We start from the raw sequence: 24,972 nt of genomic DNA, 5'->3' as shown, positions 1-24,972 counted from the left end.
CCGTGAAGGGTGGGCGCGCGGCCGGATTCTTGCTTCCGTGTCATTGGATCTGCGTCACCGGATCGGTGTCAGCGAAGAAGCTCGGGGCGAGGCATGGGACAGGACATCTACGCGGCGCGCGGCTACGGTTCGCGCGAGATCGGGTTCGGCGAGAAGCCGGGCCTGGTGGTGATCGATTTCCAGATCGGCTTCACCGACCCTGCCTATCCGCTGGGCGGCGCCCCCATGGTGGAACGCGCCGTCGAGAACACGGCGCGCGTCATGCGCGTGGCCAAGCAGGCCGGGATCCCCATCATAGCCTGCGTCGTCGCCTTCGACGGGCCGCGGGGCGCCCCGCACTGGAAGATCGAATCCGTCTTCGACATGCAAGCGGGCAATCCCGCCACCCGGCTCGACCCGCGCATCGCCGCCGAGGAGCCGGATGTCGTGATGTCCAAGACAGCGCCCTCGATCTTCTTCGGCACGGCCGCGGGGGCGATCCTGACCCGGGAGCGCGTGGACACGGTGATCGTGACCGGCTGCATCACCTCCGGCTGCGTGCGGGCGAGCATCGTGGATGCCTTCTCGCTGGGCTTCCGCGTGCAGGTGCCCGAGGATTGCGTGGGCGACCAGGACCGCGTCGCGCATGAGCAGAACCTGACCGATGTGGGCCGGCGCTATGCCGACATCATCGACGCGGACCGCGCCATCGCGGCGATCCAGGCCTGGTCGCGGCGCAACAGCGCCGGCTAGGGGGGCGCCGGATCCTCCCGGCGGGCGGGCACGTCCTCGCTGCCCTCCTGCCGGTCGCGGTAGAGCGAGGCGCGGCTCAGCAGCATCAGCGTCACCGGCGTGGTGACGAGGACGAAGACACCGATCACGATCTCGTGAATCACGAGGCGCGTCTGCAGTACGGTGAAGCAGACCATGGATGCGGCCAGGACGCAGAAGATTCCGGCCGAGGTGCCCAGCGTCGGCGCATGCACGCGCTCGTAGAAGGTGCGAAGACGCAGCAGGCCGAAAGAGCCCACCAGGGTGATCCCCGCGCCGAGCAGGAGCAGCACCGCCACCACGATCGCGGCCCAGAGAGGCAGATCGGGCGCGGCGCTCATTCGATCACCTCGCCGCGCATGAGGAATTTGGAGAGTGCCGCAGTGCCGACGAAGCCCAGGATCGCGATGACCACGGCGGCCTCGAAATACAGCTCGTGCCCCGATCGGATGCCGAAGGTCAGCATCATCAGCATGCCGTTGACGTAGAGCGTGTCGAGGCCGAGCACGCGGTCCTGCGCGCGGGGGCCGCGGAGCATGCGCCAGAGCGCGCAGCCCATGGCGAGGCCCAGCATGACCTGGGCGGCCACGAGGGACCAGGCGAGGACGGTCTGGCTCATGGGAAGATCTCCATCAGCGGCCGCTCGTAGCGTTCGTGGATGAGCTTCGCCCAGCTCTCCTCCTGCGCGAGGTCCAGCACGTGGAGCAGGACGCTGCCCGCCTCGGGGTCGTATTCGATCCAGCAGGTACCCGGGGTCGCGGTCAGGATGATGGCGAGGGAGGCGAGGGCGAAGGGATGCCGCATCTGGACGGGAATGCGGATGAACCCCGACTGCCGTTCCGTCCCCCGGCGCTCGAGAATCACGCGCGTCACGGCGATGTTGGACATCACCACGTCATAGGTGACGTCGGCCGCGAGCCGCAGGGCCAGGCCGGGGCGGTGCAGCCTTCCGGTCGCGTCCTCGATCAATCCGTAGAGCCAACCGCCCGTGAGGGCGACCGCGATGCCCACGAGCGCGGGTCCCGGCGAGACGGTTTCGTTGAGCAGCATCCACATCAGGAAGATGGCGAGCACCACGAAGGGGTGCCGGGGGCGGATCAGGCTCATGGACGTGCCCTTCCTGCCTCGCTGAGGACGCTATGCACGTAGGGGCCGGTATCGTGCAGGCTGGCCGCTGTCGCCTGCATGTAGCGCATGACCGGCCCGGCCTCGACCGTCATGCCGATGCAGAGCAGCAGCAGCATGAGGATGGGCGCCATTTCGATCACGCGCACGCGCGGCGGCTTGCGGTCGGAAGCCGCCCAGATGTGGCGGATGCCTGCGCGCAGCATGGCAAGGATCACCGCCAGGCCCGACAGCACCAGCGCGGCGAGCAGCAGCCAGGCGGTTACCGGCACCGGCGTGCCGGACCCCATGCCCCCCGGATTGAGCACCGCCGTCAGGATCGCGAACTTGGCGATGAAGCCCGAGAGAGGCGGCAGGCCCGCGAGCAGAAGGGCGCAGCAGAGGAAGCTCGCGCCGAGGATGGCCATGGTCGCCGGAATGGCGACGCCGACCTCTTCGCTTTCCTCGGCCTCCTCCTCCTCGCCATCGCCGAAGGCTTCCATGGTCACGGCAAGCACGTCGGCGCCGAGCTCCCGCCCGCGCTCCAGGAGCTCGATCAGCAGGAAGAAAGCGCCGATAGCGAGGGCTGAGGTCGCGAGGTAGTAGAGCGCCCCGCCCGTCACGGCGATCTGCTGCGAGCCCACCGTCGCCAGCAGCGTGCCGGAGGAGACGAGGACACTAGCGCCCGCCAGCCGCGGGAGATCCTGCGTCGCGAGCACCGAGACGGCACCGAAGGCGATGGTCATGAGGCCGCCGACAACGAGCCAAGTGCCGCCGAAGCCCTCAGAGCCCGATTCGGCGCCGAAGAAGAGCAGCGAGACGCGCAGGATGGCGTAGACGCCGACCTTGCTCATCATGGAGAAGATCGCGGCCGCCGGTGGGCTCGCGGCCGCATAGGTGGGCGCCAGCCAGAAGCCGAGGGGCCACATCCCCGCCTTCACCAGGAAGACGATGCCAAGGATGGCGCCGCCGAGCTCCAGCAGGATGCGGCTATCCGCCGGCACGGCCGGAATCTTGGCCGCGAGATCCGCCATGTTGAGGGTGCCGGTGACGCCGTAGATCATGCTCACGCCGATGAGGAAGAGCAGCGAGGCGGCGAGGTTGATGGCGATGTAGTGCAGCCCGGCCTTCACCCGGGCGACACCCGTCCCATGCAGCGCCAGCCCGTAGGAGGCTGCCAGCATCACCTCGAAGAAGACGAAGAGGTTGAACAGGTCGCCGGTCAGGAAGGCGCCGTTCAGTCCCATGAGCTGGAATTGCAGCAGCGCGTGGAAATGCGCGCCCATCTTGTGCCAGCGGGAGAGGGAGAAGACCAGGGCAGCCAGCGCGAGGATCGAGCTCAGCAGGACCAGCATGGCCGAGAGCCGGTCCGCCACCAGCACGATGCCCAGCACCGCAGGCCAGCTGCCCAGGCGGTAGACGCTGACGGCGGTGCTGCTGGTATCCGCCGCCCGCAGCAGGGCGATGGCGACGGCGATGGTGAGCAGGATGGAGATGATGCCCAGCGTGGCGCGGTAGCTGCGCCGCTGCTCGTCGGGCGGAATCATGAGTGCCCCCGCGATCAGCGGGATCGCGATGGGCAGGACGGCGAGGTGGTTGGCGAGGCCGCTCATTTCCGCCCCTTGCCGTCCACATGGTCGCCGCCCGTCAGGCCGCGCGCGGCCAGCATGACCACGAGGAAGAGAGCCGTCGTCGCGAAGCCGATGACGATGGCGGTCAGAACCAGGGCCTGCGGCACCGGGTCCGCATAGCTCGCGGCGTCGGTCACCGTGCCGGGCGGGACGACGGGCGGGCGCCCGATGGGGAAGCGGCCCATGCTGAAGATGAAGAGATTCACGGCATAGGACAGCAGCGAGAGCCCGATGATCACCTGGAAGGTGCGCGGCCGCATGAGCAGCCAGACGCCCGATCCGGCGAAGACCCCGATGCTGAGGGCGAGGATGGCTTCCATCAGTCGCTACCTCCCGGGCGGGCGACACGGCGGCCGCGCGCCGACTGGTGCGCCAGGACGATCAGCATCAGGACGGTGCAGCCGAAGACCAGCGCGAAGACGCCGAGATCGAACAGGACGGCGCTGGCCATGGGCAGTTTCCCGAGGATGCCGAGATCGGCATAGGCGAAATAGGAGGTGAGGAAGGGCTTGCCGAAGAAGGTCGCGAAAAGGCCGGTCATCGCGGCCAGAAGCAGCCCCGCGCCCATCCAGCGCAGCGGCAGGACGTTCAGGCGGGCCTCCACCCAGCGCGTCCCGCCGGCCATGTACTGCAGCAGGATGCCGACCGACATGGTGAGGCCCGCGACGAAGCCGCCGCCCGGCAGGTCGTGCCCTCGCAGCAGGAAGTAGATGGCCAGTGCGAAGATGAAGGGGAACATGAGGCGCATGATGACGGCGGGGACCGCCAGCCAGCCATCGTCGCGCCCATGCGCCTGGTCCAGCTGCTCGGTCGGCAGCTCGATGCTTTCGGGCGCCGGGCGGAAGCGGCGCAGCAGGGCATAGACCGTCAGCGCCACGACGCCGAGCACGGTGATCTCGCCCAGCGTGTCGAAGCCGCGGAAGTCCACGAGGATCACGTTCACGACATTCGTGCCGCCACCTTCCGAATAGGCCCGTTCAAGGAACTGGCGCGACGCGCCTTCGGGCGAGACGCGCGTCATGGTGGCGTAGGAGAGGGCGGCGAGGCCGGTGCCGGCGGCGATCGCGATGACGAAATCGGAATAGCGCCGCAGACGCGAGAGCACATCGGTCAGCCCGCGGTTCTCCTCGCGCCGGGGAAGCCAGCGCAGACCCAGCAGCAGCAGAACCGAGGTCACGACTTCCACCAGCAACTGCGTCAGCGCGAGATCGGGCGCGGAGAACCAGATGAAGGTCAGGCAGGTGACGAGGCCCGCGCCGCCCAGCAGGATCAGCGCCGCGAAGCGGTGGTACTTGGCCTGGTAGGCGGCGCCAGCCGCGCAGGCGGCGCCGGTGGCCCAGATGAGGGCGATGGCGGGATCGACCCTGGTCATCGCGACCGGGCCCCATTCCAGCCGGTCCGGCCACATGGTCCAGAGCGCGGCGACGAACGCCGTGCAGATCAGCAGCCGCAGCTGGGATTGCAGCCGCGCCGTGCCCAGGAGGCGCTCCAGCGTGCGGGCGAAGCGCCAGGACAGGAAGACCATGACACGTTCGAAGATTCGCCGGCCATCGAGGCCGCGCAGCAGTGGCGTGCCCTCGACCCCGCGCTCGAAATGCCGCCGCAGCGCGAGGTAGAGCAGGACGCCGCCCGCCAGCGCGATGAGGCTCATGATCAGCGGCAGATTGAAGCCGTGCCAGACCGCCAGGCTGTAGGGCGGCACGGAATCGCCCAGCAGCGAGAACATGGCGATGCCGAGCAGCGGACCCACCGTGGCGCCCGGCAAGATGCCCACGACCATGCAGGTGAAGACCAGGATCTCGACCGGCACGCGCATCCATTGCGGCGGCTCGTGCGGCGTGCGCGGAAGATCGTCCGTATCGGGGCCGAAGAACGCGCCATGGATGAAGCGGAGCGAGTAGGTCACGGCGAAGATGCTGGCCAGCACGGCGAGGAACGGAAGCAGGTTCGCGGCCAGGGTGAACTCGTCCGTGAAGGAGAGCGCCTCGGTGAAGAACATCTCCTTGGAGATGAACCCGTTCAGCAGCGGCACGCCCGCCATGGCCGCGGCGGCAACCAGCGCGAGGCGGGCGGTGAAGGGCATGGAGCGGTTGAGCCCCGAAAGCCGGCGGATGTCGCGCGTGCCGGTCTCATGGTCGATGATGCCCGCCGCCATGAAGAGCGAGGCCTTGAAGGTCGCGTGGTTCAGCGTGTGGAACACGGCGGCGACCAGCGCGAGGTCGCTGTTCAGGCTCAGCAGCAGGGTGATGAGGCCGAGATGGCTGACGGTCGAATAGGCCAGCAGCGCCTTCATGTCGTGCTGGAAGATGGCGATATAGGCCCCGATCAGCAGGGTGATGAGCCCCGAGGTGCCGAGGATCCAGAACCACGCCTCGGTCCCCGCCAGGGCGGGCCAGAGCCGGACCATCAGGAAGATGCCGAGCTTCACCAGCGTCGCCGAATGCAGGTAGGCCGAGACCGGCGTGGGTGCCGCCATGGCCTGCGGCAGCCAGAAGTGGAAGGGGAACTGGGCGCTCTTGGTCATCGCCCCCAGCAGGACGAGCACCAGCATGGGCAGATAGAGCGGGTGCGCCTTGATGACGTCCGCCGCCGCCAGCACGCGGTCCAGGTCGTAGGAGCCCGCGATATGGCCGAGCATCAGGACGCCGGCCAGCAGCGCGAGCCCGCCGCTGCCGGTGACCGTCAGCGCCATGCGTGCCCCGTCCCGCGCCGCGGCGGAATGCTGCCAGTAGCCGATCAGCAGGAAGGAGAAGAGGGAGGTGAGCTCCCAGAAGAAGACGAGCTGGATCAGGTTGCCCGAGAGCACCACGCCCATCATCGAGCCCATGAAGGCCAGCAGGAAGGCGAAGAAGCGCGGGATCGGATCTTCCGGCGCCATGTAGTAGCGCGCGTAGAGCACCACGAGGAAGCCGATCCCCGAGATCATGAAGGCGAACAGCGTCGCGAAGCCGTCGAGCCGGAACGCGATCTCCAGCCCCAGTTCCGGGATCCAGGGAATGGTGTGGCGCAGGACCTCGCCGGAGGACACGCCGGAATAGCAGGCCAAGACGATACTGAAGACGCCGAGCGCCACGCTGCCCGCAAGCCAGGCCTCGAGGTTGCGCGCATTGCTCGGCAGCAGCGCCGCGATCAGCGCGCCGAGATAGGGGAGGGCGACGGCATAGGGCAGCAGATCCGCGCCGTTCATGGCGCGGTCGCCGCGGTCTGGGGGGCGGCGTGAACCTTCATGGACGGATCAGATCTAAGGTGCTTCCGCCGGATTGGCCGCATCCGCTTCCTGCAGGAGGCGGGCCGCTTCGGCGGGCGTATCCGCCTGGCGCAGATGCCGCGGAAGCTGGGCGGCCCGCAGGGCCCGGCAGATTCCCGACAATGCCGGGAGGAAGCCCTCCGCCTGCTCCTCCGGCCAGAGGACGAGGAAGACTAGGTCCACCGGCTCGCCGTCGCGGGCGTCGTACTCGATGGGCTTGGCGAGACGCGCCAGCAGCGAAACCTGCTGGTCCAGCCCCTCCATGCGCGCATGCGGCATGCCGATGCCCCGACCGAGGCCGGTGGCACCCAGCCGCTCGCGCGACTGGAGCGCGGCGAGCACGTCCCGCTCGTCCCGGCCCAGGCGGCGCGCGGCTTCGCCCGCCAGCATCTGGAACAGCTGCGCCTTATCGGCGGGTGCCAGGTCCAGGACGGCGGCGGCACCTGGGAAGAGGTCGGTCAGGCTCATGCGGCTCTCCAGTTCCAACGGGCGCGGGGCGGCCGATGGCCGGGCGGTCGCCGGAAAGGAACCATGCCCGAAGAAAGGGGTCGGGGCGACGCCCATGAGGACGCCGCCCGGGAAGAGATCATGAAGTTAGAGTAATATGCCGATGAATCAAGGCCTGGGCCGGATCAAGCCGGCCCATAGCGCGTGGCTGCCGGGCCCGGGTCTCAGAGGTCCACGCGGATATTGGCGGCGCGGATCACCTCGGCCCACTTCGCCTTCTCCCGCGCGAGGCGGGCGTCGCCGTCCTCGGGCGTGGAGCCGACATAATCGAAGCCGAGCTCGGTGAAGCGGGCGGCGACGTCGGGTGCGCGGGCCGCATGCAGCACGGCCTCGTTCAGGCGCCGCACCGGCCCGTCCGGCGTCGCCTTGGGTGCCACCAGCATGGCCCAGGTATACACGTCGTAGTCGCGCAGGCGCGGGTCGCTCTCGGCCAGCGTCGGCACGTCGGGCAACTGCGCGATGCGGTTGGCGACCATGGTGCCGAGCGGACGTATCGCGCCCGAACGGATATGCGGCGTGGCGCCCGGAACGTCGCAGAACAGCACGTCCACCTCGCCGGCCATGAGGGCGACCAGCGACGGCCCCGTGCCGCGATAGGCGATATGCGTCATGTCCACGCCCATCTTCAGCTTGTAGAGCTCGGCCCCCAGGTGGAAGGGCGTGCCGTTTCCGGCAGAGCCATAGTTCATCCGCGCGCCGCGCTCGCGCGCCAGCGCATGGAAGCCCGCGATGTCGCGCGCCGGGCTGTCGGCGCGCACCACCACGACGTAGGGCGAGGTCGAGACGAGGCTGACCACGCGCAAGGTCTCGACCGGGTCGAAGGGCATGGGCTGGGCGGTCAGCGGCGCCGTCAGGAACGAGATGGAGCCCATCAGCAACGTGTGCCCATCGGGGCGCGCCTGAACGACCGCGCGGGTGCCGATGGTGGAGCCGGCGCCAGCGCGGTTCTCCACCGTCACGGCCTGGCCGAGGTATTCCGTCATCTTCGGCGCCACCAGACGCGCGCCGATGTCGGGCGTGCCGCCGGGCGCGAAGGGCACGATCATGTTCACCGGACGGTCGGGCCACTGGGACTGGGCCAGGGCAGGGGCGGCGAGGCCGGCCAGGGGCAGTGCCAGGGCCTGCCGGCGCGTGGGGCGAATGAGCATGCGGCGAAATCCTCCGGACGATTTTGCGCGAGGATGACAGCGCCCGGGCGCCATGCCTAGACTTTGCATGGCACGGAGTTTGCTTCGGCCCAGGCTGATAACAGGGGATTTCCAATGGATCTGCGACGTCGTGGTCTGCTGGGTGGAAGCCTGGCCGGGGTGGTGGGCGGCGCGTCGCCCGTTCTGATGCGCGCTTCCGAGGCCAGGGCCCAGGGCATTGCGCCGCGGCGCGGCGGTACCCTCCAGTCCATCCTGGTCCCCGAGCCGCCGGTGCTGCAGATCGGCGTCAACAACCAGGGCCCGACGCTGGTCGTCGCCTCCAAGATCTTCGAGGGGCTGCTGACCTTCTCCTCGACGCTGGAGCCCATTCCCCTCCTGGCCAAGAGCTGGACGGTGAGCCCGGACAACAAGGAATTCGTCTTCAAGCTGCAGGAGAACGTCACCTTCCACGACGGCCATCCGATGACGGCCGAGGACGTGATCTTCTCCATCACGAAGTTCCACATGGAGGTCGCGCCCCGCGCGCGCGGCATCTTCTCCCTGATCGAGACCTGCGAGGCGCCGGACCCGCACACCGTCCGCATCGTGCTGAAGCAGTCCTTCCAGCCCTTCCTGCTGATGTTCGACGCCACGGCCTGCGCCATCGTGCCGAAGCACCTCTTCGACGGGCAGGACTACCGGACGGCGCCTGCCGTGCAGCGGCCCGTCGGCACCGGGCCGTTCCGCTTCGCCGAGTGGCAGCGCGGCAACTTCGTGCGGCTGGAGCGCTATGCCGGCTACTGGAAGCCGGAGCGCCCCTATCTCGACGCCATCATCTACCGCGTCGTGCCCGACAGCCAGAGCCGGCGCCTCGCCCTCGAGACCGGGCAGGTGCAGCTGACGCAGGCGAGCGACATCGAGCCCTTCGACGTGCCGGCGCTGCGCTCGCGCCCCAATCTCGAGGTCAGCACCTCGGGCTGGGAATACTTCTCGCCGCTGTCCTGGATCGAGGTGAACCACCGCGTGGCTCCGCTTGGCGATGTGCGCGTGCGGCAGGCGATGAGCCTCGCGATTGATCGCAACTTCATCACGCAGCGGCTGTGGTTCGGCGTAGGCAAGCCCGCGACCAACCCGATCGCCTCCACCACGCGCTTCTTCGACCGCAGCGTGGCGCTGCCGGCTCATAACGTGCGCCAGGCGCAGCAACTGCTGGACGCGGCGGGGCTGCGCCCCAATGCCCAGGGCATCCGCTTCACGCTGAAGCACCTGGTGCTGCCCTATGGCGAGGTGTGGTCGCGCCTCGCGGAATACCTGCGCCAGTCGCTGCGCCAGGTGGGCATCGCGCTGGAGCTGGAGAGCACGGACGCCGGCAGCTGGGCGCGGCGCATCGGCAACTGGGAGTACGAGACCAGCGTCAACTTCGTCTATCAGTTCGGCGATCCGACGCTGGGGGTGGAGCGCACCTATGTCAGCTCCAACATCCAGAAGGTGACCTTCACCAACACCGGCGGCTACTCCAACCCGCAGGTGGACGAGCTCTTCGCCAAGGCCCGCGCGGGCGCCACGGTCGCCGAGCGGCAGGCGGCCTTCACCGACGTGCAGAAGATCCTGGTGAATGACGTGCCGCAGATCTGGCTGATGGAAATGGCCTTCCCCACCATCCACGACAAGCGCGTGAACAACGTGATCACCAACGGGCTCGGCGTGCACGACAATTTCGACGACGTGTTCATCGCCGGCTGAACCCCGGCGATCCTTCTCCAGTCATACCGGAGCGTGAAGATATGTCCGTGACGCGTCGTTCGTTGCTGGCCGCCGGGGGCGGGGCTGGCCTCCTTCCGGAGCACGCCTTCGCCCAGGGCCAGCCGCGGCGGGGAGGTACCTTCACCTCCATCATGAATCCCGAGCCGCCGATCCTGCATCCCGGTCTCAACAACCAGATGCCGACGCTCATCATCGCCGGGAAGATGTTCCAGGGCCTGCTGACCTACACCAAGCGGCTGGAGCCGTTGCCGGTGCTGGCGAAGTCCTGGCAGGTGAGTCCCGACGGGCGCGAGTATCTCTTCACCCTGCAGGATAATGTGAAGTTCCACGACGGCCGGCCCATGACGCCGGACGACGTGCTGTTCAGCATCACCAAATGGGCGCCCGAGGTCTCGCCGCGCGCGCGCTCCGTGCTCGCGCTCATCAAGGAGTCGGACTCGCCCGCGCCCAACCAGGTGCGCTTCGTCCTGGAGAAGCCGTTCGAGCCCTTCCTGCTGATATTCGACGTGACCACCCTGCCCATCGTGCCCAAGCACGCCTTCGAGGGGCAGGATTTCCGCCGTGCGCCGGCGGCGCAGAGCCCGATCGGCACGGGCCCGTTCAAGTTCGCCGAGTGGCAGCGGGGCAACTTCGCCCGCTTCGAGCGCTTCGCCGACTACTGGCGCCCGGGCATGCCCTTCTTCGACCAGCTCATCTATCGCGTCATCCCCGACAGCCAGAGCCGCCGCCTCGCGCTGGAAACGGGCCAGGTGATGCTTACCCAGGCGACGGATATCGAGCCCTTCGATATCCCGCAGATGGGCGCGCGCCCCAACCTCGCGGTGGATCCCACGGGCTGGGAGTATTTCTCGCCGCTCGGCTGGATCGAGCTCAACCACCGCGTCCAGCCGCTCGGCGACGTGCGCGTGCGGCGGGCCATGAGCATGGCGCTCAACCGCGAATTCCTGGCGAGCCGCATCCATTTCGGCACGGCCAAGCCGGCGACCGGGCCGCTCTCCGCGAGCACGCGCTTCTACGACGCGAACATCAAGCTGCCAGGATTTGACGTGCGGGGGGCGAATGCGCTGCTGGATGCGGCCGGCTACCGGCCGAACGCGCAGGGCATTCGCTTCAGCCTGAAGCATCTGGTCCCGCCCTATGGCGAGATCTACCAGCGACAATCGGAATTCTACCGCCAGGCCATGCGCGCCATCGGCATCGAGTTCGTGCTGGAGACCACCGACGCCGGCGGCTGGGCACAGCGCGTGCAGAACTGGGAATACGAGACCACCAACAACCTCGTCTACCAGTATGGCGACCCGACGCTGGGGGTGGAGCGGACCTATGTCACCTCCAACATCCTGAAGGTGCTCTTCGCCAATACGGGCGGCTACTCCAACCCGAAGGTGGACGAGCTGTTCCTGCGCGGCCGCGATGCCGCCAGCTCGACCGAGCGCGGCGCGATCTTCAACGAGCTGCAGAAGCTGCTGGTGGAGGAGGTGCCGCAGATCTGGACCATCGAGGCCAACTTCCCCACGGTCTACGACAAGCGTCTGCAGAACGTGATCACCACCGGGACCGGCGTTCACCGCAGCTTCGACGATCTGCAAATCGCCTGATGGATCCTTCGCGTCTTCCCGGCTTCCTCGCGGGCCGCCTTTTCAAGGCCGTCCTCATCATCATCGCCATCGTGATCTGCAACTTCCTGCTGATCCACGCCGCGCCCGGTGACCCGGCCAGCGTCATCGCCGGCCAGTCCGGCGCGGCGGACGAGCGCTTCCTGGCGCAGCTGCGCCAGCAGTTCGGGCTGGACCAGCCGCTGTACGTGCAGCTCTGGATCTACCTGAAAGGCATCATGACGCTCGACCTCGGTTTCAGCCACCGGCAGCAGCAGCCGGTCTGGAAGCTGATCGCCGAGCGCCTGCCGGCCACGCTGCTGCTCACCGGCGCCGCCTTCGCCTTCGCCGTCGCGGGCGGCGTCGCGCTGGGCACCCTCGCCGCGCGCCGCGTGGGCACCTGGTGGGACAGCATCATCACGGTGATCGCGCTGACCTTCTACGCGACGCCGCTGTTCTGGGTCGGGCTGATGCTGGTGCTTTTCTTCTCGGTCTGGCTGGAATGGCTGCCGAGCTTCGGCATGACCAGCGTGGGCGTGGAGCTGCATGGCTTCGCCGCGGTCTGGGACGTGGCGCAGCACCTGCTGCTGCCCGCGCTGACGCTCGGCCTCTTCTACCTCGCGGTGTACGCCCGGCTGACGCGGGCGACGATGCTGGAGGTGGCGGACCAGGACTTCGTGAAGACCGCGCGCGCCAAGGGCGTGCCGGAGGGACGGGTGGTGCGCGCGCATGTGCTGCGCAATGCGCTGCTGCCGGTCATCACCTTCGCGGGCATCCAGGCCGGGCAGCTGGTGGGTGGCTCCATCCTCGTCGAAACGGTCTTCGCCTGGCCGGGCATCGGCCGGCTGGCGTTCGAGGCGCTGCTGGCGCGCGACTATCCGGTCCTGATGGGCGTGTTCTTCTGCACGAGCGTGATCGTGGTGCTCTTCAACCTGGCGACGGACCTGCTCTACGCGGTCATCGATCCGCGCGTGGAGGTGGGCTGATGCGCGATTTCTGGCGCCGCTACCGGCGCAACAAGGGCGCTGTGGTCGGCCTGGTCCTGCTGATCCTCGTCTTCGCGATGGCGGCGACCGCGCCCCTGATCTTTCCCGACAGCCCGTGGGACATGGTGGCCGCGCCCTTCATGCCCCCGGGCGAGATGGGCCTCTGGCTCGGCAGCGACAGCCTGGGGCGCGACGTGGCCGCGGGCATCGCGCATGGCGCGCGCATTTCGCTGATGGTGGGCGCGGTCTCCACCATCTGCGCGCTCTTCGTGGGCGTCTCGCTCGGCGCCGTCGCGGGCTACCTCGGCGGCGTGGCGGATGACGCGGTGATGCGCTTCACCGAGTTCTTCCAGACCATCCCGAGCTTCGTGCTTGCCATCCTGCTGGTTGCGATCTTCACGCCCTCCATCGGCAGCGTGGTGGCGGCCATCGCCGTCGTTTCCTGGCCGCCGGTGGCGCGCGTGGTGCGGGCGGAGTTCCTCTCCCTGCGCAACCGCGAATTCGTCCAGGCGGCGGAGGTGCTGGGCAAGTCGCGGGTCTCGATCGTGGTGGGCGACATCCTGCCCAATGCGCTCTCGCCCATCATCGTGCTGGCGTCGCTGATGGTGGCCTCGGCCATCCTGCTGGAAAGCGCGCTGTCGTTCCTGGGGCTCGGCGATCCCAACCTCATGACCTGGGGCTTTCTCATCGGCTCGGGGCGCAGCGTGATCCGCTTGGCCTGGTGGATGAGCGTGTTCCCGGGGCTCGCCATCTTCGTCACGGTGCTCTCGCTGAACCTGGTGGGCGAGGGCCTGTCGGACGCGTTGAACCCCAGGCTGGCCCGCCAGCGGGGGGGCGCGGCATGAGCCTTCTGTCCGTCGAGAACCTCACCGTCGCGCTACCGCCCGGCGCCGACCGCCCGCATGCGGTCGAGGGCATCACGCTTCACGTCGATCCGGGCGAGATCCTCTGCGTGGTGGGGGAGAGCGGTTCCGGCAAGTCGATCACCGCCAATGCGGTGATGGGGCTGCTGCCCAAGGGCCTGCCCATCACCTCCGGCAAACTGAGCTTCGAGGGGCGCGACCTCCGCGCGCAGAGCCCCGAGCAGATGCGCCAGCTGCGCGGCGCGCGGCTGGCCATGATCTTCCAGGAGCCGATGACGGCGCTGAACCCGCTGATGCGGGTCGGCGACCAGATCGCGGAGGCGCTGAGCGTCCATGGTGCCTCCCAGGATGCGGGCAAGCGCGTGCAGGAGCTGCTGGCCGCGGTGAACCTGCCGGACCCGCCGGCCATCGCGCGCAGCCATCCGTTCCGCCTCTCGGGCGGGCAGCGGCAGCGCGTGATGATCGCGATGGCGCTGGCGCTGGAGCCCGCGCTGCTCATTGCCGACGAGCCGACCACCGCGCTCGACGTCACGACCCAGATGCAGATTCTGAAGCTGATCCGCGAGATCCAGTCGCGGCGCGGCACGGGCGTCATGTTCATCACCCATGATTTCGGCGTGGTGGCCGAGATCGCCGATCGCGTCGCCGTGATGCAGCGCGGCCGGATCGTGGAGCAGGAAAGTGCGGCGGAGGTGCTGAACCGGCCGCAGCATCCCTACACGCAGGCGCTGATCGCGGCCGTGCCGCACGGCAAGTCGGCGGCGCCCACGGAGGTGAAGGCGCCGTCCATCCTGGAGGTGAGGGGCGTCCAGAAGACCTATCGCCGCGGGGGATGGTTCGGCGGAGTCACCATTCCCGCCGTGAAGTCGGCCGACTTTTCGCTGGCGAAGGGCGAGACGCTGGGCCTCGTCGGCGAAAGCGGCTCGGGCAAGTCGACGCTGGCGCGCTGCGTGGTGAACCTCGTGCAGCCGGAGACCGGCGAGATCATCTTCGACGGGGTGGACCTGCGCCCATTGACGCGCAGCGCCCGCAAGCCCTTCCGCCAGCGCGTGCAGATGATCTTCCAGGACCCCTACGCCTCGCTCAACCCGCGCCGGATGGTGGGTGATGCCATCGCCGAGGGCCCCATCACCCATGGCACGCCGCGCGCCGAGGCGCTGGCACGGGCGCGCGACCTGCTGGCGCTGGTGCAGCTCGATCCCGGTGCCATGACGCGCTACCCGCATGAATTCTCGGGCGGTCAGCGGCAGCGCATCGGCATCGCCCGCGCCTTGGCCATGCAGCCGGAACTGCTGATCGCGGACGAGCCGGTCTCCGCGCTCGACGTCTCGGTGCAGGCGCAGGTGCTGAAGCTGCTAGCCGAGCTGCGGGAGCGGCTGGGCCTGACCATGCTCTTCATCACGCATGACCTGCGCGTGGCGGCGCAGATCTGCGACCGCGTGGCGGTGATGCAGCGCGGCGCCATCGTCGAGATGGGCCCGACCGCGAAGATCTTCGGCACGCCCGAGCACCGCTACACACGGGAGCTGCTGGAGAGTATCCCGGGCCGGGGCTGGACACCGCCCGTCACTGCCTGAGGTCCCGCGCGGGCGACTCCGGACGGGCGTGCCGCCGACCGCCGGTCGACCCCCGATGCCCTGCCTGGCAGGCTGTGGCATAGGAGATATGTCAATTTAATGAAGAGCTTGACGCGGAAGACCGCGATCGGCCGGCTGGAGACATGCCAATGCCTGGGCACGGAATACCCGGGCGGCGTGCAGTCCCGCTTGTGTATTCGCGGATTCCGGGAAAAGACTCGAACGAAATGCCCGGGAGAGCCCGTGAATAAGTTCTTTAACCCCTATCCAAAATACCTTCATGTCAGACGTATTTTGCTCGATCGGATCGAGGGAGCCATGCGCGTCGGCGAGCAGCTTCCTACCGAGCACGCCCTCTGCGCGGAATTCGCCGTCAGCCGGGAGACCGTGCGTTCGGCGCTCGAGGCCCTGGAGCAGGACGGGATCATCGAGCGCACGCGCGGCCGCGGCACTTTCATCGCGCGGATGCCGCGCCGCCGGCCGGAGCGCCGCCTGACCGGCATGTCGGAGGACTTCTCCGGCCTCAACCTCGATACCGAAGCGCGCGTGCTCAGCATGGGCCATGCGCGAGCGCCCGCCACGCTGGCCGAGCTGCTGGGGACGGGCACAGATGTGATGTTGTTCCGCCTCACGGCGCTGCGAGTCTACGAGCGGCGCCCGTTCTCCTGGAACGAGGCCTGGATGCCGCAATCCCTCGGCGAGCACATGGCCCGCGTCGATTTCCGGACGAGCACGATCCAGCGCGAGTTGCGCGAGACGCTGAAGCTTCCGGTCTGGGAGGATCAGCAGACCATCGAGGCGGTCGCCGCCGACATCGCCTCGGCCGAGGTGCTGGACGTGCCGATCGGCTCGCCTCTGCTCTGCATGTCGCGGATCTATCTGATGGATGGCGGCGGCTTCGCGCTCTACACGCGCTCGCTGTTCCGGCCGGATCGCTACTACTACACGCTGAAGCTGCCGCCGCCCGAGATAGCCGCCGAGCCCGAGGCGCCGGCCCGCGCGCGGCGGGGCGGCCGAGGGGCCATGGCCGCCAGCGCCTGAGGCGCACGGAACACCGTTGTCACCCGGCGCTATGACGGGCAGGTTGCAATGCAGCAACCAAAGGGCGGCCAATGGCGACCGAGGCGATCGTGGTGGGCGTGGGCGCCGGGCAGGGCCTTGGCGCGGCGCTGTGCCGCCGCTTCGCCCGTGAAGGCCACCGCGTCCTGGCCGCAGGCCGCAGCCGTGAGCGGCTGGAGGCCGTGGTCAGCGATATCCGCCAGGCCGGCGGCGAAGCCGAGGCCGTGGTGGCGGATGCCACCCATTCCCTCGATATCCTGAACCTGTTCGAGCGCGCGGCCGATCCCGAGCTCGTGGTCTACAATGTCGGCAACAACGTCCGCGCGCCCTTCCGTGAGCTCTCGGTCGAGACCTTCGAGGAGGCCTGGCGCGTCAACGCGCTCGGCGGCTTCGTGGTGGGGCGCGAGGCGGCGCGCGTGCTGGTGCCGAAGGGCCGCGGCACGCTGATCTTCACGGGCGCCACGGCCAGCCTGCGCGGAGCGGCGCAATTCGCGGCATTTGCTTCCGCGAAAGCCGCTCTTCGCGCCGTCGCGCAATCGGCGGCGCGGGAACTCGGTCCCCTCGGCCTGCATGTCGCGCATGTCGTGGTCGATGGCGGCATCGACGGCGAACGCCTGCGCGCCCGCCGCCCGCAGCGGGTGGCGGAGGCGGGCCAGGATGGTCTGCTGAACATCGATGCTATCGCGGATGCCTATTGGCACATTCATTGCCAGCCGCGATCGGCCTGGACCTTCGAGCTCGACCTTCGCCCCTACAAGGAGCCCTTCTGATGACGACGACACGCCGTTCCCTGCTTGCCGCGCCCCTGGTCGCCGCCGTTCCGCTCGGCGCGGGCGCGCAATCGGTGTGGCCGACCAAGCCGGTGCGCATCGTGGTGCCCTTCGCCGCCGGCGGCTCGGTGGACGTCATGGCGCGCGCCATCGCCCAGCGCATGCAGGAGCGGACGGGACAAGCTTTCACGGTCGAGAACCGGACCGGCGCCAACGGCACGATCGGCGGCATCGCGGTATCCACGGCGGCGCCGGACGGGCACACGCTGCTCATCTCGGCCAGCGTGCAGACCATCGCGCGCCTCGTCATGAAGAACCCGGGCTACGACCCGCTGACCGATCTCAAGCCGATCGCGCGCACGGGCGAGGGGCCCTGTCTCATCGCCATGAGCCCCAACCGCCCGCAGACGACGATGCGCGAGGTCGCGGAGGCCGCGCGGGCCAATCCGCGCGAATGGTCCTTCGGCGTCTCGGCACTGGGCTCGGCGGGGCATCTCACCACCATCGAGTTCGTGCGCCAGATCGGCGCGGACGTGACGCTCGTGCCCTATCGCGGCACGACGCCCGCGCTGGCCGACCTCATGGGCGGCAATATCGGCGTGCATGCGGATCCGATGCTGGCGATGCTGCCGCCGGTGCGGGCCGGCAACCTGCGTGGCCTCGCGCTGACCGCGCCGCAGCGCAACCCGGCGGCGCCCGAGCTGCCGACGACGGCGGAAGCCGGTTTCCCCAGCGTGAACGCCCACTCGTGGTGGGTGATCTGGGGGCCGCCGCGCCTGCCCAACGAGATCGCGGCCCGCATCGCGGAGGAAACCCAGGCGATCATCGCCGAGGATGCCATCAAGGCGCGCCTCGCGGGCCTCGGCATCGTGCCGCTCTTCCAGACGGGCCGCGCGCTGGACGAGTACATCCAGAAGGATTTCGAGCAGGCCCAGGCCCTGCTGCGGATTGCGCGCGTGGAGCCCGAATGATCCGACATGGCTAACCGGCAATAATCTCACTTCACTATCTTGGGCATTTTATCATATCACGCGCTTTATGCGTGATATCGTTCACAGTTTTGACGTGACGGCGATCACCCTCGCGGGGCTGCGCAAGCGCTTCGCCGAGGGCGGTACCGTCGCGCTCGACGACGTGTCGCTCGAGGTGAAATCGGGCGAGATCTTCGGCATTGTCGGCCGTTCCGGCGCGGGCAAGTCCACGCTGATCCGGACAGTGAACCTGCTGGAGCGTCCGGATTCCGGCCGCGTCACGGTGCTGGGCCAGGACATGCTGGCGCTGGACGACGCCGCGCTGCGCGAGGCGCGGCGCGGCATCGGCATGGTCTTCCAGCACTTCAACCTGCACAGCCGCCGCACGGTGGCCGAGAACGTGGCCTTCCCCCTGGAGATCGCGGGGCTTTCATCGGCCGAGCGCCGCCGGCGCGTGGAGGAGATCCTTCCCCTCGTGGGCCTCGAGGGAAAGCGCGACGCCTATCCGGCGCAGCTTTCCGGCGGGCAGAAGCAGCGTGTGGGCATCGCGCGCGCGCTCGCCTCGCGTCCCTCCATCCTGCTCTGCGACGAGGCGACGAGCGCGCTCGACCCCGAGACGACGCAGGAAATCCTGCAGCTCATCCGCGGCTTGCGCGAAAGGCTGGACCTGACCGTCCTGCTCATCACCCATGAGATGGGCGTGGTGAAGGCCATCTGCGACCGCGTGGCGGTGATGGAAGCCGGGCGCGTCATCGAGGAAGGCCGCGTCTTCGACGTCTTCACCCGGCCCGAGCAGCCCGTGACGCGTCGCTTCGTCTCCGAGGTCATCGGCCACGCCGTCCCCGCCGCCACCATCGCGCGCCTGCCGGCGCCGCGCGCGGGCGAGGCGCGGCGCCTGGCGCAGGTGCTCTTCGCCGGCCCCAACAGCACGCGCGCCGTGGTGAGCGAGGCGAGCCGCGACTTCGGCATCGACGTGAACATCGTCTCCGGCCGGGTAGACGAGATCGCGGGCGAGCCCTTCGGCGTCATGGCGCTCGCGGCCTATGGGCCGGAGGACAAGGTGCAGGCCGCCTTCACCTGGATGCGGAGCCTGGGTCTGACGGTCACGGAGATCGCGGCATGAGCTGGCTCACCCCCACCATGCAGGACCTCCTGCTCGAAGCCTTCTGGCAGACGCTGATCATGGTCGGCGCCTCGGCCGCCATCGCGGTCGCGATCGGCCTGCCCATCGCGCTGCTGCTGCACGTGACCTCCGACGACGGGCTGAGCCCGAAGCGCTGGCTGAACCGCCCGCTCGGGCTCGTCGTGAATGCCGCGCGCTCCACGCCCTTCATCATCCTGATGGTCGCCATCGTGCCCTTCACGCGCTTCGTCGCCGGCACCTCCATCGGCACCGGCGCGGCCGTGGTGCCGCTGGCGCTCGCCGCCACGGCCTTCCTTGCGCGCCTCTTCGAGAACGCGCTGCGCGAGGTGGACAAGGGCATCATCGAGGCGTCGCGAGCCATGGGCGCGACGCGGCTGCAGATCGTGACCAAGGTGCTGGTGCCCGAGGCGCTGCCCGGCATCATCGCGGCGACCACGGTCGCGCTCGTCTCGCTCGTCGGCTTCTCCGCCATGGCGGGGGCGGTGGGCGGCGGCGGGCTGGGCGACCTCGGCATCCGCTTCGGCTACCAGCGCTTCATGCCGGAGGTGATGGCGACCGTCGTCATCATCCTGATCCTCTTCGTGCAAGGCCTCCAGTCGCTCGGCGACTGGCTGGTCCGCCGCGTCTCCCACCGCTGACCGAGAAGAAGAACGCCATGATCACCCGCCGTCCCCTCATCCTCGCGGGGCTCGCGCTCCCCACCCTTGCCCATGCGCAGGAGATCGGCAGCGCGCAGCGTCCGCTCCGCATCGGTGTCACCGCCGGCCCGCACGCCCAGGTGATGGAGAAGGTGCGCGAGATCGCCGCCCGCGACGGCCTCGTGATCCGCGTCATCGAGTTCCAGGACTACATCCAGCCCAACGCGGCGCTGGCGGCCGGCGACCTCGACGCCAACAGCTACCAGCACCAGCCCTTCCTGGACCAGCAGGTGCGCGACCGCCGCCTGCCGCTGGTGGCGCTGGGCAAGACGCTCATCTTCCCGATGGGCATCTATTCGAAGAAGCACCGCCGCGTGGCCGATATCCCGCAGGGTGGCCGCGTCGCCATCCCGAACGACCCGACCAATGGCGGCCGCGCGCTCGTGCTGCTGGCGAACAACGGCGCCTTCACGCTCCGCGAGGGCGCGGACTTCCGCGCGACCGTCGCCGACATCACCGGCAATCCGCGCCGCCTGCGCGTCGTGGAGCTCGAGGCCGCTCAGCTGCCGCGCACGCTGGACGAGGTGGAGGCCGCGACGATCAACACGAACTTCGCCATTCCCGCCGGCCTCAACCCCGTGCGCGATGCCATCGCGCTGGAGAGCTCGGACAGCCCCTACGCCAACCTGATCGCGGTGCGCGAGCAGGATCGGGCGGCCCCCTGGGCGCAGCGCCTTCTCGCCGCCTACCAGAACCAGGAGGTGAAGGACTTCGTGACCGCCACCTTCCAGGGCTCCGTCGTTCCCGCCTTCTGATCCTCAGGCCGTCACGCCTTGAAGCGTGGCGGCCAGCACCTCGTCCGAGAGCGCCGTGTCGTCCACGGCGCGTGCCAGCACCATGGCGCCGACCATCGCCGCATAGCGCTGGATGGCGGCGCGGCGCCGCTCCTCCGGCGTTGCTCCCGGCGCGTCCTGCGCCATGCGCTCGATCTGCCGGCGCGCGCCCTCCGTCATCACCTGCCGCGCGGCCTTGCCGCAGCGCGCACCCTCGCCGCCGAGCGCCGCGAAGACGCAGCCTTCGCCCGGATCGTCGCGGTGGCGCGGGCTGAGATAGCCGCGCGCGAAGTCATCCAGCACCACGCCGGCGAAGCGGTCCTGCGCCGGTTCGGGGAGCAGGATGTGGGCGAAGGTTTTGGCGATCAGGTCATCCTTGGATTCGAAGTGGTTGTAGAAGGCGCCATGGGTCAGCCCGGCCGCCTGCATCACCGCCGCGACCGTCACCGCCTCGAAGCCCTGTTCGCGGAAGAGCCGCGCCGCCGCGTCCAGGATGGCGCGCCTGTTCTCCAGCATCTTGTCGCGGCTGATCCGCATCCCTGTGGCCCCTACGATTCCGGCTTGACTTTATAGATGATGATCATCATCAAAGGCAAATAATGATGATTGTCATCATTAGGAGCAAGCCATGTCCTCTCAACTGCCCACCGCCCTGGTCACCGGCGCCTCCACCGGCATCGGGGCCGTCTATGCCGATCGCCTGGCCCGCCGCGGCCATGATCTGGTCCTCGTGGCGCGCGACCGCGCGAAGCTGGACGCCCTGGCCGCGCGGCTGCGCGCCGAGACCGGGGTCGCCGTCGAGGTGCTGCCGACCGACCTCACCGACCCGGCGCAGCTCGCCGCCGTCGAGGCCCGGCTGCGCTCGGCGCCGAGCATTGGGCTGCTGGTAAACAATGCGGGCGCCGCGGGCGCCGGCACCTTCGCCGCCGCCGACCCGGAGGTCTTCGACCGGCTGATCCGCCTCAACGTCACTTCCGTCGCGCGGCTCTCGGCGGCGGCGCTGCCGGGCATGCTGGAGCGCGGCGGCGGCGCGATCATCAACATCGCCTCCGTCGTGGGCCTGGCGCCCGAGATCCAGCTCGGCGTCTATGGCGCGACGAAGGCCTTCGTCCTCGCCATGTCGCAGGCCATGACGGCGGAGCTCGGCGAGCGCGGCATCCATGTGCAGGCCGTGCTCCCCTCGGCCACGCGCACCGAGATCTGGGAGCGCTCGGGCCGCGACGTGACGGCGCTCTCCGGCGTGATGGAGGCGGGCGCGCTGGTGGACGCGGCGCTGCTCGGCTTCGACCGGGGAGAGACGGTCACCATCCCGCCGCTGCCCGATGCCGCCCAGTGGGATGCCTTCGACGCCGCCCGCCGCGCCATGCTGCCGAACTTCGTGAACGCGCAGCCGGCGGCGCGCTACGCCGCGTGACGCGCGGCGGGGCTTGAATCATTTCGCACTGCACCAAGCTCCCTGAATGACCAGGCCGGGCGCGGAACCCCTCGCGCCGGCCAACAGGAAGCCCAAGCCATGGCCGATCGCCAGCTTCACCTCGGCGCCTTCATGCGCCCGGTCTCCATCCACACCGGCGCCTGGCGCTATCCCGGCGCCTGGCCGGATGCGAACTTCAACTTCCCGCGCCTCGCGCGCCTGATCCAGACGCTGGAGCGCGGGAAGTTCGACGCCTTCTTCATGGCGGACCACCTGGCGCTGCTGAACATGCCCATCGAGGCGCTGCGCCGCAGCCATACGGTGACGAGTTTCGACCCGCTGACGCTGCTGCCTGCCCTCGCGGCCGTCACGGAGCGTATCGGCCTGATCGCCACGGCCTCCACGACCTACAACGATCCGTATCACGTGGCGCGCAAGTTCGCCTCGCTCGACCACATCTCCAACGGCCGCGCGGGCTGGAACCTCGTCACCACGGCGAACCCCGACGCCGCGCTCAATTTCGGCCATGACGAGCACATGGCCCATGGCGAGCGCTACAAGCGCGCGCGCGAGTTCTACGACGTCGTCACCGGCCTCTGGGACAGTTTCGCCGACGATGCCTTCATCCGCGACGTGGAGAGCGGCATCTTCTGGGACCCCGCGAAGATGCATGTGCTGAACCACAAGGGGCCCGAGCTTTCGGTGCGCGGACCGCTGAACGTGGCGCGGCCGGTGCAGGGCTGGCCGGTCATCGTGCAGGCCGGCGCATCCGAGGCGGGCCGCCAGATCGGCGCCGAGACGGCGGAGATGATCTTCGCCGCCGGCGGTCCCATCGCCGACGCGCAGGCCTTCTACGCCGATGTGAAGGGCAGGGCGGCGAAGATCGGCCGCAACCCCGACCACATCAAGATTCTCCCCGGCGCGCTGGTCGTCGTCGGCGACACGGTGGAGGAGGCGAAGGCCAAGCGCGCGCATCTCGACAACCTCGTGCACTACGAGAGCGCGATCGGCTCGCTCTCCAGCGCTCTCGGCGTGGATGCGAGCCGCTTCGACCCCGAGGGCCCGCTGCCGGAGATCCCGGAGACGGAGACCAGCAAGTCCGCCCGGGAGCGCGCCATCAATCTCGCCAAGCGCGAGGGGCTGAACGTGCGCCAGCTCGCCCAGCGCATCGGGGGCTATTCGGGCGCGGCCATCGTGGGCACGCCTGCCACCATCGCCGACACGATGCAGGAATGGCTGGAGACGCGCGCCTGCGACGGCTTCAACATCATGTTTCCCTACGTGCCGGGCGGGCTCGACGATTTCGTGGGGCTGGTGGTGCCGGAGCTCCAGCGCCGGGGCCTCTTCCGCCGCGAGTACGAGGGGACGACGCTGCGCGAGCATCTCGGCCTGCCGCGCCCGGAGAACCGGTTCTTCGCGGTGGCTGCGCGAGCGGCTGAATAGGCCTGCCCTCGCGCGGCGGGCGCGCTATCACCGGGGGGATGATCCGCATTCTCCTCGGGCTCGCGCTGGTGGCGCTGCCCGCCCTGGCCCTCGGTGGGCGCATGGGCCTGCTCTGGGTGCTCGGCGCCGCGCTGGGGCTCACGCTTTACCAGGCCTCCTTCGGCTTCGCGGGCGCCTTCCGCCGGCTTCTGGGAGAGGGGCGGGGCGTGGGGCTGCGCGCGCAGCTGCTGATGCTGGCCGTGGCCGCCTGCCTCTTCCTGCCGGTCCTGGAGGCGGGAACGCTGCTCGGCCAGCCCGTGCGCGGCTTCGTCTTTCCGGTGGGCGCCGCCTTGGTGGTGGGTGCCTTCCTCTTCGGCATGGGCATGCAGATCGGCGGCGGCTGCGCCTCCGGCACGCTCTACACGGCGGCGGGCGGGCAGGGGGCGCGGATGTGGGTCACGCTCGCGGCCTTCATCCTGGGCGCGGCGCTGGCCGCCTGGGATGCCGAGCGCTGGACCGATTGGCCCGCGCTGCCGCCGGTCTCGCTGCTCCAGATCTGGGGCCTTTGGCCGGCCCTGGCGGCCAGCCTCGGCGTGCTCGCTCTGGCCTGGTGGGCCTCGCTGCGGGTCGAGCGGAAGGTTCATGGCAACGCCGAGCGCCTGAGCTGGCAGGGTGAGCTTTTGAAAGGGCCATGGCCGCTGGCCTGGGGCGCGCTGGCGCTCGCCCTGCTCAACTTCGCGACGCTGGCGGTGGCGGGGCGCCCCTGGGCCATCACGGCGGCCTTTCCCCTCTGGGGCTCGCGCCTCGTGGAGCTGGCGGGCTGGGACGACCCCGCCTTCTGGGCCTTCTGGGAGGACCCGACCCGCAGCGAGGCCCTGCTGCGCCCCCTCCTGGCGGATCGCATCACGATCATGGACCTCGGCCTCATGGCCGGGGCCTTCCTGGCGGCGGGTGTGGCGGGGCGGGGCGCGGACTGGCGGCTGCCGGCGGCAAGGGCGCTGCTCGCCTCGCTGCTGGGCGGGCTGATGCTGGGTTATGGCGCGGTGCTGGCGACCGGTTGCAACATCAGCGCCTTCTTCGGCGGAATCGCCTCCGGCAGCCTGCATGGCTGGGTTTGGATTGGTCCCGCCCTGGTGGGAAATTGGGTGGGGCTGCGGCTGCGGCCCGCCTTTGGCCTCGGTGCGCCCATATCGCGGATCGCGGCGTAAAATTCCCTAATTGACAATTAATTGTCGGTCATTATAGCGCCATCCCTCCGAAAGGGAGCAGCAAGCCATGGCCGTCCGTCTTCTGTTGGTGCTCGCGGGTGCCGCGATCTGGGCGGGGAGCGCCTCGGCGCAGGGGCCCGCTCCCTTGGCCGCGCAGGGCTGCCTGGGTTGCCACGGCCCCAATGGCACGGGCGCCACGGGCGTGCCGGCGCTGGCAGGGCGCGACGCCGCCGAGCTCACGGCGCTCATGGCCGCCTTCCGCGCCAATGAGCGCCCCGCGACCATCATGGGGCGCATCGCCCGCGGCTACACGCCGGCCGAGCTGGCCGCCGTGGCCGAGCATTTTTCCCGCCAGCGCTGAG

Annotated in this window: 25 protein-coding genes; 16 read left to right on the top strand and 9 right to left on the bottom strand. The window is 69.3% G+C overall.

The features are described from left to right. Window positions 1–93: 93 nt before the first annotated feature. Window positions 94–732, top strand: coding sequence for an isochorismatase family protein (locus WJM96_RS09990; RefSeq protein ID WP_424812332.1), 639 nt, complete (start codon window positions 94–96; stop codon window positions 730–732). Here the strand turns inward: WJM96_RS09990 and mnhG are convergent. The 8 genes from mnhG to WJM96_RS09950 all read right to left on the bottom strand — a co-directional run bounded on the left by mnhG (window position 729) and on the right by WJM96_RS09950 (window position 8,387). Then, on the bottom strand, window positions 729–1,091 hold the full coding sequence (gene mnhG, locus WJM96_RS09985) for a monovalent cation/H(+) antiporter subunit G (RefSeq protein ID WP_424812331.1): 363 nt from the start codon (window positions 1,089–1,091) through the stop codon (window positions 729–731). The two genes, WJM96_RS09990 and mnhG, sit on opposite strands and share 4 nt — an antisense overlap. Continuing rightward, complete coding sequence (locus tag WJM96_RS09980; RefSeq protein ID WP_424812330.1) at window positions 1,088–1,369, bottom strand: K+/H+ antiporter subunit F; 282 nt, start codon at window positions 1,367–1,369, stop codon at window positions 1,088–1,090. Before WJM96_RS09980 ends, mnhG begins: the two co-directional genes overlap by 4 nt. Further along, entirely contained in the window at window positions 1,366–1,857 is a 492-nt protein-coding gene (locus WJM96_RS09975) for a Na+/H+ antiporter subunit E (protein WP_424812329.1), read from the bottom strand. The genes WJM96_RS09980 and WJM96_RS09975 overlap by 4 nt, the downstream gene beginning before the upstream one ends. Beyond that, window positions 1,854–3,467, bottom strand: coding sequence for a monovalent cation/H+ antiporter subunit D (locus tag WJM96_RS09970; RefSeq protein WP_424812328.1), 1,614 nt, complete (start codon window positions 3,465–3,467; stop codon window positions 1,854–1,856). Before WJM96_RS09970 ends, WJM96_RS09975 begins: the two co-directional genes overlap by 4 nt. After that, on the bottom strand, window positions 3,464–3,805 hold the full coding sequence (locus tag WJM96_RS09965) for a Na+/H+ antiporter subunit C (protein WP_424812327.1): 342 nt from the start codon (window positions 3,803–3,805) through the stop codon (window positions 3,464–3,466). The genes WJM96_RS09970 and WJM96_RS09965 overlap by 4 nt, the downstream gene beginning before the upstream one ends. Next, the gene (locus WJM96_RS09960; RefSeq protein ID WP_424812326.1) at window positions 3,805–6,672 is read right to left on the bottom strand and encodes a monovalent cation/H+ antiporter subunit A; all 2,868 of its coding nucleotides are present in this window, start codon (window positions 6,670–6,672) and stop codon (window positions 3,805–3,807) included. Before WJM96_RS09960 ends, WJM96_RS09965 begins: the two co-directional genes overlap by 1 nt. 54 nt (window positions 6,673–6,726) lie before the next feature. Then, a complete protein-coding gene (locus WJM96_RS09955; RefSeq protein ID WP_424812325.1) occupies window positions 6,727–7,200 on the bottom strand; it encodes a PTS sugar transporter subunit IIA in 474 nt (157 codons plus the stop codon). Window positions 7,201–7,403: 203 nt separating this feature from the next. Further along, complete coding sequence (locus WJM96_RS09950; protein ID WP_424812324.1) at window positions 7,404–8,387, bottom strand: Bug family tripartite tricarboxylate transporter substrate binding protein; 984 nt, start codon at window positions 8,385–8,387, stop codon at window positions 7,404–7,406. Window positions 8,388–8,501: 114 nt separating this feature from the next. Here WJM96_RS09950 and WJM96_RS09945 point away from each other — a divergent pair, with 114 nt between their 5' ends. The 11 genes from WJM96_RS09945 to WJM96_RS09895 all read left to right on the top strand — a co-directional run bounded on the left by WJM96_RS09945 (window position 8,502) and on the right by WJM96_RS09895 (window position 20,548). After that, the gene (locus tag WJM96_RS09945; RefSeq protein ID WP_424812323.1) at window positions 8,502–10,109 is read left to right on the top strand and encodes an ABC transporter substrate-binding protein; all 1,608 of its coding nucleotides are present in this window, start codon (window positions 8,502–8,504) and stop codon (window positions 10,107–10,109) included. Between the two features lie 41 nt (window positions 10,110–10,150). Beyond that, on the top strand, window positions 10,151–11,728 hold the full coding sequence (locus tag WJM96_RS09940) for an ABC transporter substrate-binding protein (RefSeq protein WP_424812322.1): 1,578 nt from the start codon (window positions 10,151–10,153) through the stop codon (window positions 11,726–11,728). Beyond that, entirely contained in the window at window positions 11,728–12,711 is a 984-nt protein-coding gene (locus WJM96_RS09935) for an ABC transporter permease (RefSeq protein WP_424812321.1), read from the top strand. Before WJM96_RS09940 ends, WJM96_RS09935 begins: the two co-directional genes overlap by 1 nt. Continuing rightward, window positions 12,711–13,556, top strand: coding sequence for an ABC transporter permease (locus WJM96_RS09930; protein ID WP_424812320.1), 846 nt, complete (start codon window positions 12,711–12,713; stop codon window positions 13,554–13,556). The genes WJM96_RS09935 and WJM96_RS09930 overlap by 1 nt, the downstream gene beginning before the upstream one ends. Continuing rightward, entirely contained in the window at window positions 13,553–15,151 is a 1,599-nt protein-coding gene (locus WJM96_RS09925; RefSeq protein ID WP_424812319.1) for an ABC transporter ATP-binding protein, read from the top strand. Before WJM96_RS09930 ends, WJM96_RS09925 begins: the two co-directional genes overlap by 4 nt. 99 nt (window positions 15,152–15,250) lie before the next feature. Further along, a complete protein-coding gene (locus WJM96_RS09920; RefSeq protein WP_424812318.1) occupies window positions 15,251–16,192 on the top strand; it encodes a GntR family transcriptional regulator in 942 nt (313 codons plus the stop codon). Window positions 16,193–16,263: 71 nt separating this feature from the next. After that, on the top strand, window positions 16,264–16,980 hold the full coding sequence (locus WJM96_RS09915; protein WP_424812317.1) for an SDR family NAD(P)-dependent oxidoreductase: 717 nt from the start codon (window positions 16,264–16,266) through the stop codon (window positions 16,978–16,980). Next, the gene (locus tag WJM96_RS09910) at window positions 16,980–17,951 is read left to right on the top strand and encodes a Bug family tripartite tricarboxylate transporter substrate binding protein (RefSeq protein WP_424812316.1); all 972 of its coding nucleotides are present in this window, start codon (window positions 16,980–16,982) and stop codon (window positions 17,949–17,951) included. The genes WJM96_RS09915 and WJM96_RS09910 overlap by 1 nt, the downstream gene beginning before the upstream one ends. 67 nt (window positions 17,952–18,018) lie before the next feature. Then, complete coding sequence (locus tag WJM96_RS09905; RefSeq protein ID WP_424812315.1) at window positions 18,019–19,074, top strand: methionine ABC transporter ATP-binding protein; 1,056 nt, start codon at window positions 18,019–18,021, stop codon at window positions 19,072–19,074. Further along, window positions 19,071–19,733, top strand: coding sequence for a methionine ABC transporter permease (locus tag WJM96_RS09900; RefSeq protein WP_424812314.1), 663 nt, complete (start codon window positions 19,071–19,073; stop codon window positions 19,731–19,733). The genes WJM96_RS09905 and WJM96_RS09900 overlap by 4 nt, the downstream gene beginning before the upstream one ends. A gap of 17 nt (window positions 19,734–19,750) precedes the next feature. Next, window positions 19,751–20,548, top strand: a complete 798-nt coding sequence (locus WJM96_RS09895) for a MetQ/NlpA family ABC transporter substrate-binding protein (RefSeq protein ID WP_424812313.1) — start codon at window positions 19,751–19,753, stop codon at window positions 20,546–20,548. Between the two features lie 3 nt (window positions 20,549–20,551). On the opposite strand, the gene WJM96_RS09890 is transcribed toward WJM96_RS09895, so the two are convergent. After that, on the bottom strand, window positions 20,552–21,103 hold the full coding sequence (locus WJM96_RS09890) for a TetR/AcrR family transcriptional regulator (protein WP_424812312.1): 552 nt from the start codon (window positions 21,101–21,103) through the stop codon (window positions 20,552–20,554). Between the two features lie 91 nt (window positions 21,104–21,194). Between WJM96_RS09890 and WJM96_RS09885 the strand changes: the two genes are divergently transcribed. The 4 genes from WJM96_RS09885 (at window position 21,195) to WJM96_RS09870 (ending at window position 24,971) form a co-directional block, all read left to right on the top strand. Beyond that, on the top strand, window positions 21,195–21,980 hold the full coding sequence (locus WJM96_RS09885; RefSeq protein ID WP_424812311.1) for an SDR family NAD(P)-dependent oxidoreductase: 786 nt from the start codon (window positions 21,195–21,197) through the stop codon (window positions 21,978–21,980). A 99-nt stretch (window positions 21,981–22,079) separates the two neighbouring features. Continuing rightward, on the top strand, window positions 22,080–23,423 hold the full coding sequence (locus WJM96_RS09880; RefSeq protein ID WP_424812310.1) for an LLM class flavin-dependent oxidoreductase: 1,344 nt from the start codon (window positions 22,080–22,082) through the stop codon (window positions 23,421–23,423). A 38-nt stretch (window positions 23,424–23,461) separates the two neighbouring features. Continuing rightward, on the top strand, window positions 23,462–24,610 hold the full coding sequence (locus WJM96_RS09875) for a YeeE/YedE family protein (RefSeq protein WP_424812309.1): 1,149 nt from the start codon (window positions 23,462–23,464) through the stop codon (window positions 24,608–24,610). A gap of 67 nt (window positions 24,611–24,677) precedes the next feature. Further along, on the top strand, window positions 24,678–24,971 hold the full coding sequence (locus WJM96_RS09870; protein WP_424812307.1) for a c-type cytochrome: 294 nt from the start codon (window positions 24,678–24,680) through the stop codon (window positions 24,969–24,971). Window position 24,972: the final 1 nt, after the last annotated feature.

It is taken from the genome of Roseococcus sp. YIM B11640 (genome assembly GCF_049727625.1).
GTDB lineage: Bacteria > Pseudomonadota > Alphaproteobacteria > Acetobacterales > Acetobacteraceae > Roseococcus.
The sequence above is the reverse complement of the archived record's forward strand: the minus strand, read 5'-3'. Positions and strand labels throughout refer to the sequence as shown.

Coding starts and splice junctions, on each gene's coding strand:
- WJM96_RS09990 (WP_424812332.1), top strand. CDS start 94: ATGGGACAGGACATCTACGCGGCGCGCGGCTACGGTTCGCGCGAGATC.
- mnhG (WP_424812331.1), bottom strand. CDS start 1,091: ATGAGCGCCGCGCCCGATCTGCCTCTCTGGGCCGCGATCGTGGTGGCG.
- WJM96_RS09980 (WP_424812330.1), bottom strand. CDS start 1,369: ATGAGCCAGACCGTCCTCGCCTGGTCCCTCGTGGCCGCCCAGGTCATG.
- WJM96_RS09975 (WP_424812329.1), bottom strand. CDS start 1,857: ATGAGCCTGATCCGCCCCCGGCACCCCTTCGTGGTGCTCGCCATCTTC.
- WJM96_RS09970 (WP_424812328.1), bottom strand. CDS start 3,467: ATGAGCGGCCTCGCCAACCACCTCGCCGTCCTGCCCATCGCGATCCCG.
- WJM96_RS09965 (WP_424812327.1), bottom strand. CDS start 3,805: ATGGAAGCCATCCTCGCCCTCAGCATCGGGGTCTTCGCCGGATCGGGC.
- WJM96_RS09960 (WP_424812326.1), bottom strand. CDS start 6,672: ATGAACGGCGCGGATCTGCTGCCCTATGCCGTCGCCCTCCCCTATCTC.
- WJM96_RS09955 (WP_424812325.1), bottom strand. CDS start 7,200: ATGAGCCTGACCGACCTCTTCCCAGGTGCCGCCGCCGTCCTGGACCTG.
- WJM96_RS09950 (WP_424812324.1), bottom strand. CDS start 8,387: ATGCTCATTCGCCCCACGCGCCGGCAGGCCCTGGCACTGCCCCTGGCC.
- WJM96_RS09945 (WP_424812323.1), top strand. CDS start 8,502: ATGGATCTGCGACGTCGTGGTCTGCTGGGTGGAAGCCTGGCCGGGGTG.
- WJM96_RS09940 (WP_424812322.1), top strand. CDS start 10,151: ATGTCCGTGACGCGTCGTTCGTTGCTGGCCGCCGGGGGCGGGGCTGGC.
- WJM96_RS09935 (WP_424812321.1), top strand. CDS start 11,728: ATGGATCCTTCGCGTCTTCCCGGCTTCCTCGCGGGCCGCCTTTTCAAG.
- WJM96_RS09930 (WP_424812320.1), top strand. CDS start 12,711: ATGCGCGATTTCTGGCGCCGCTACCGGCGCAACAAGGGCGCTGTGGTC.
- WJM96_RS09925 (WP_424812319.1), top strand. CDS start 13,553: ATGAGCCTTCTGTCCGTCGAGAACCTCACCGTCGCGCTACCGCCCGGC.
- WJM96_RS09920 (WP_424812318.1), top strand. CDS start 15,251: ATGAAGAGCTTGACGCGGAAGACCGCGATCGGCCGGCTGGAGACATGC.
- WJM96_RS09915 (WP_424812317.1), top strand. CDS start 16,264: ATGGCGACCGAGGCGATCGTGGTGGGCGTGGGCGCCGGGCAGGGCCTT.
- WJM96_RS09910 (WP_424812316.1), top strand. CDS start 16,980: ATGACGACGACACGCCGTTCCCTGCTTGCCGCGCCCCTGGTCGCCGCC.
- WJM96_RS09905 (WP_424812315.1), top strand. CDS start 18,019: ATGCGTGATATCGTTCACAGTTTTGACGTGACGGCGATCACCCTCGCG.
- WJM96_RS09900 (WP_424812314.1), top strand. CDS start 19,071: ATGAGCTGGCTCACCCCCACCATGCAGGACCTCCTGCTCGAAGCCTTC.
- WJM96_RS09895 (WP_424812313.1), top strand. CDS start 19,751: ATGATCACCCGCCGTCCCCTCATCCTCGCGGGGCTCGCGCTCCCCACC.
- WJM96_RS09890 (WP_424812312.1), bottom strand. CDS start 21,103: ATGCGGATCAGCCGCGACAAGATGCTGGAGAACAGGCGCGCCATCCTG.
- WJM96_RS09885 (WP_424812311.1), top strand. CDS start 21,195: ATGTCCTCTCAACTGCCCACCGCCCTGGTCACCGGCGCCTCCACCGGC.
- WJM96_RS09880 (WP_424812310.1), top strand. CDS start 22,080: ATGGCCGATCGCCAGCTTCACCTCGGCGCCTTCATGCGCCCGGTCTCC.
- WJM96_RS09875 (WP_424812309.1), top strand. CDS start 23,462: ATGATCCGCATTCTCCTCGGGCTCGCGCTGGTGGCGCTGCCCGCCCTG.
- WJM96_RS09870 (WP_424812307.1), top strand. CDS start 24,678: ATGGCCGTCCGTCTTCTGTTGGTGCTCGCGGGTGCCGCGATCTGGGCG.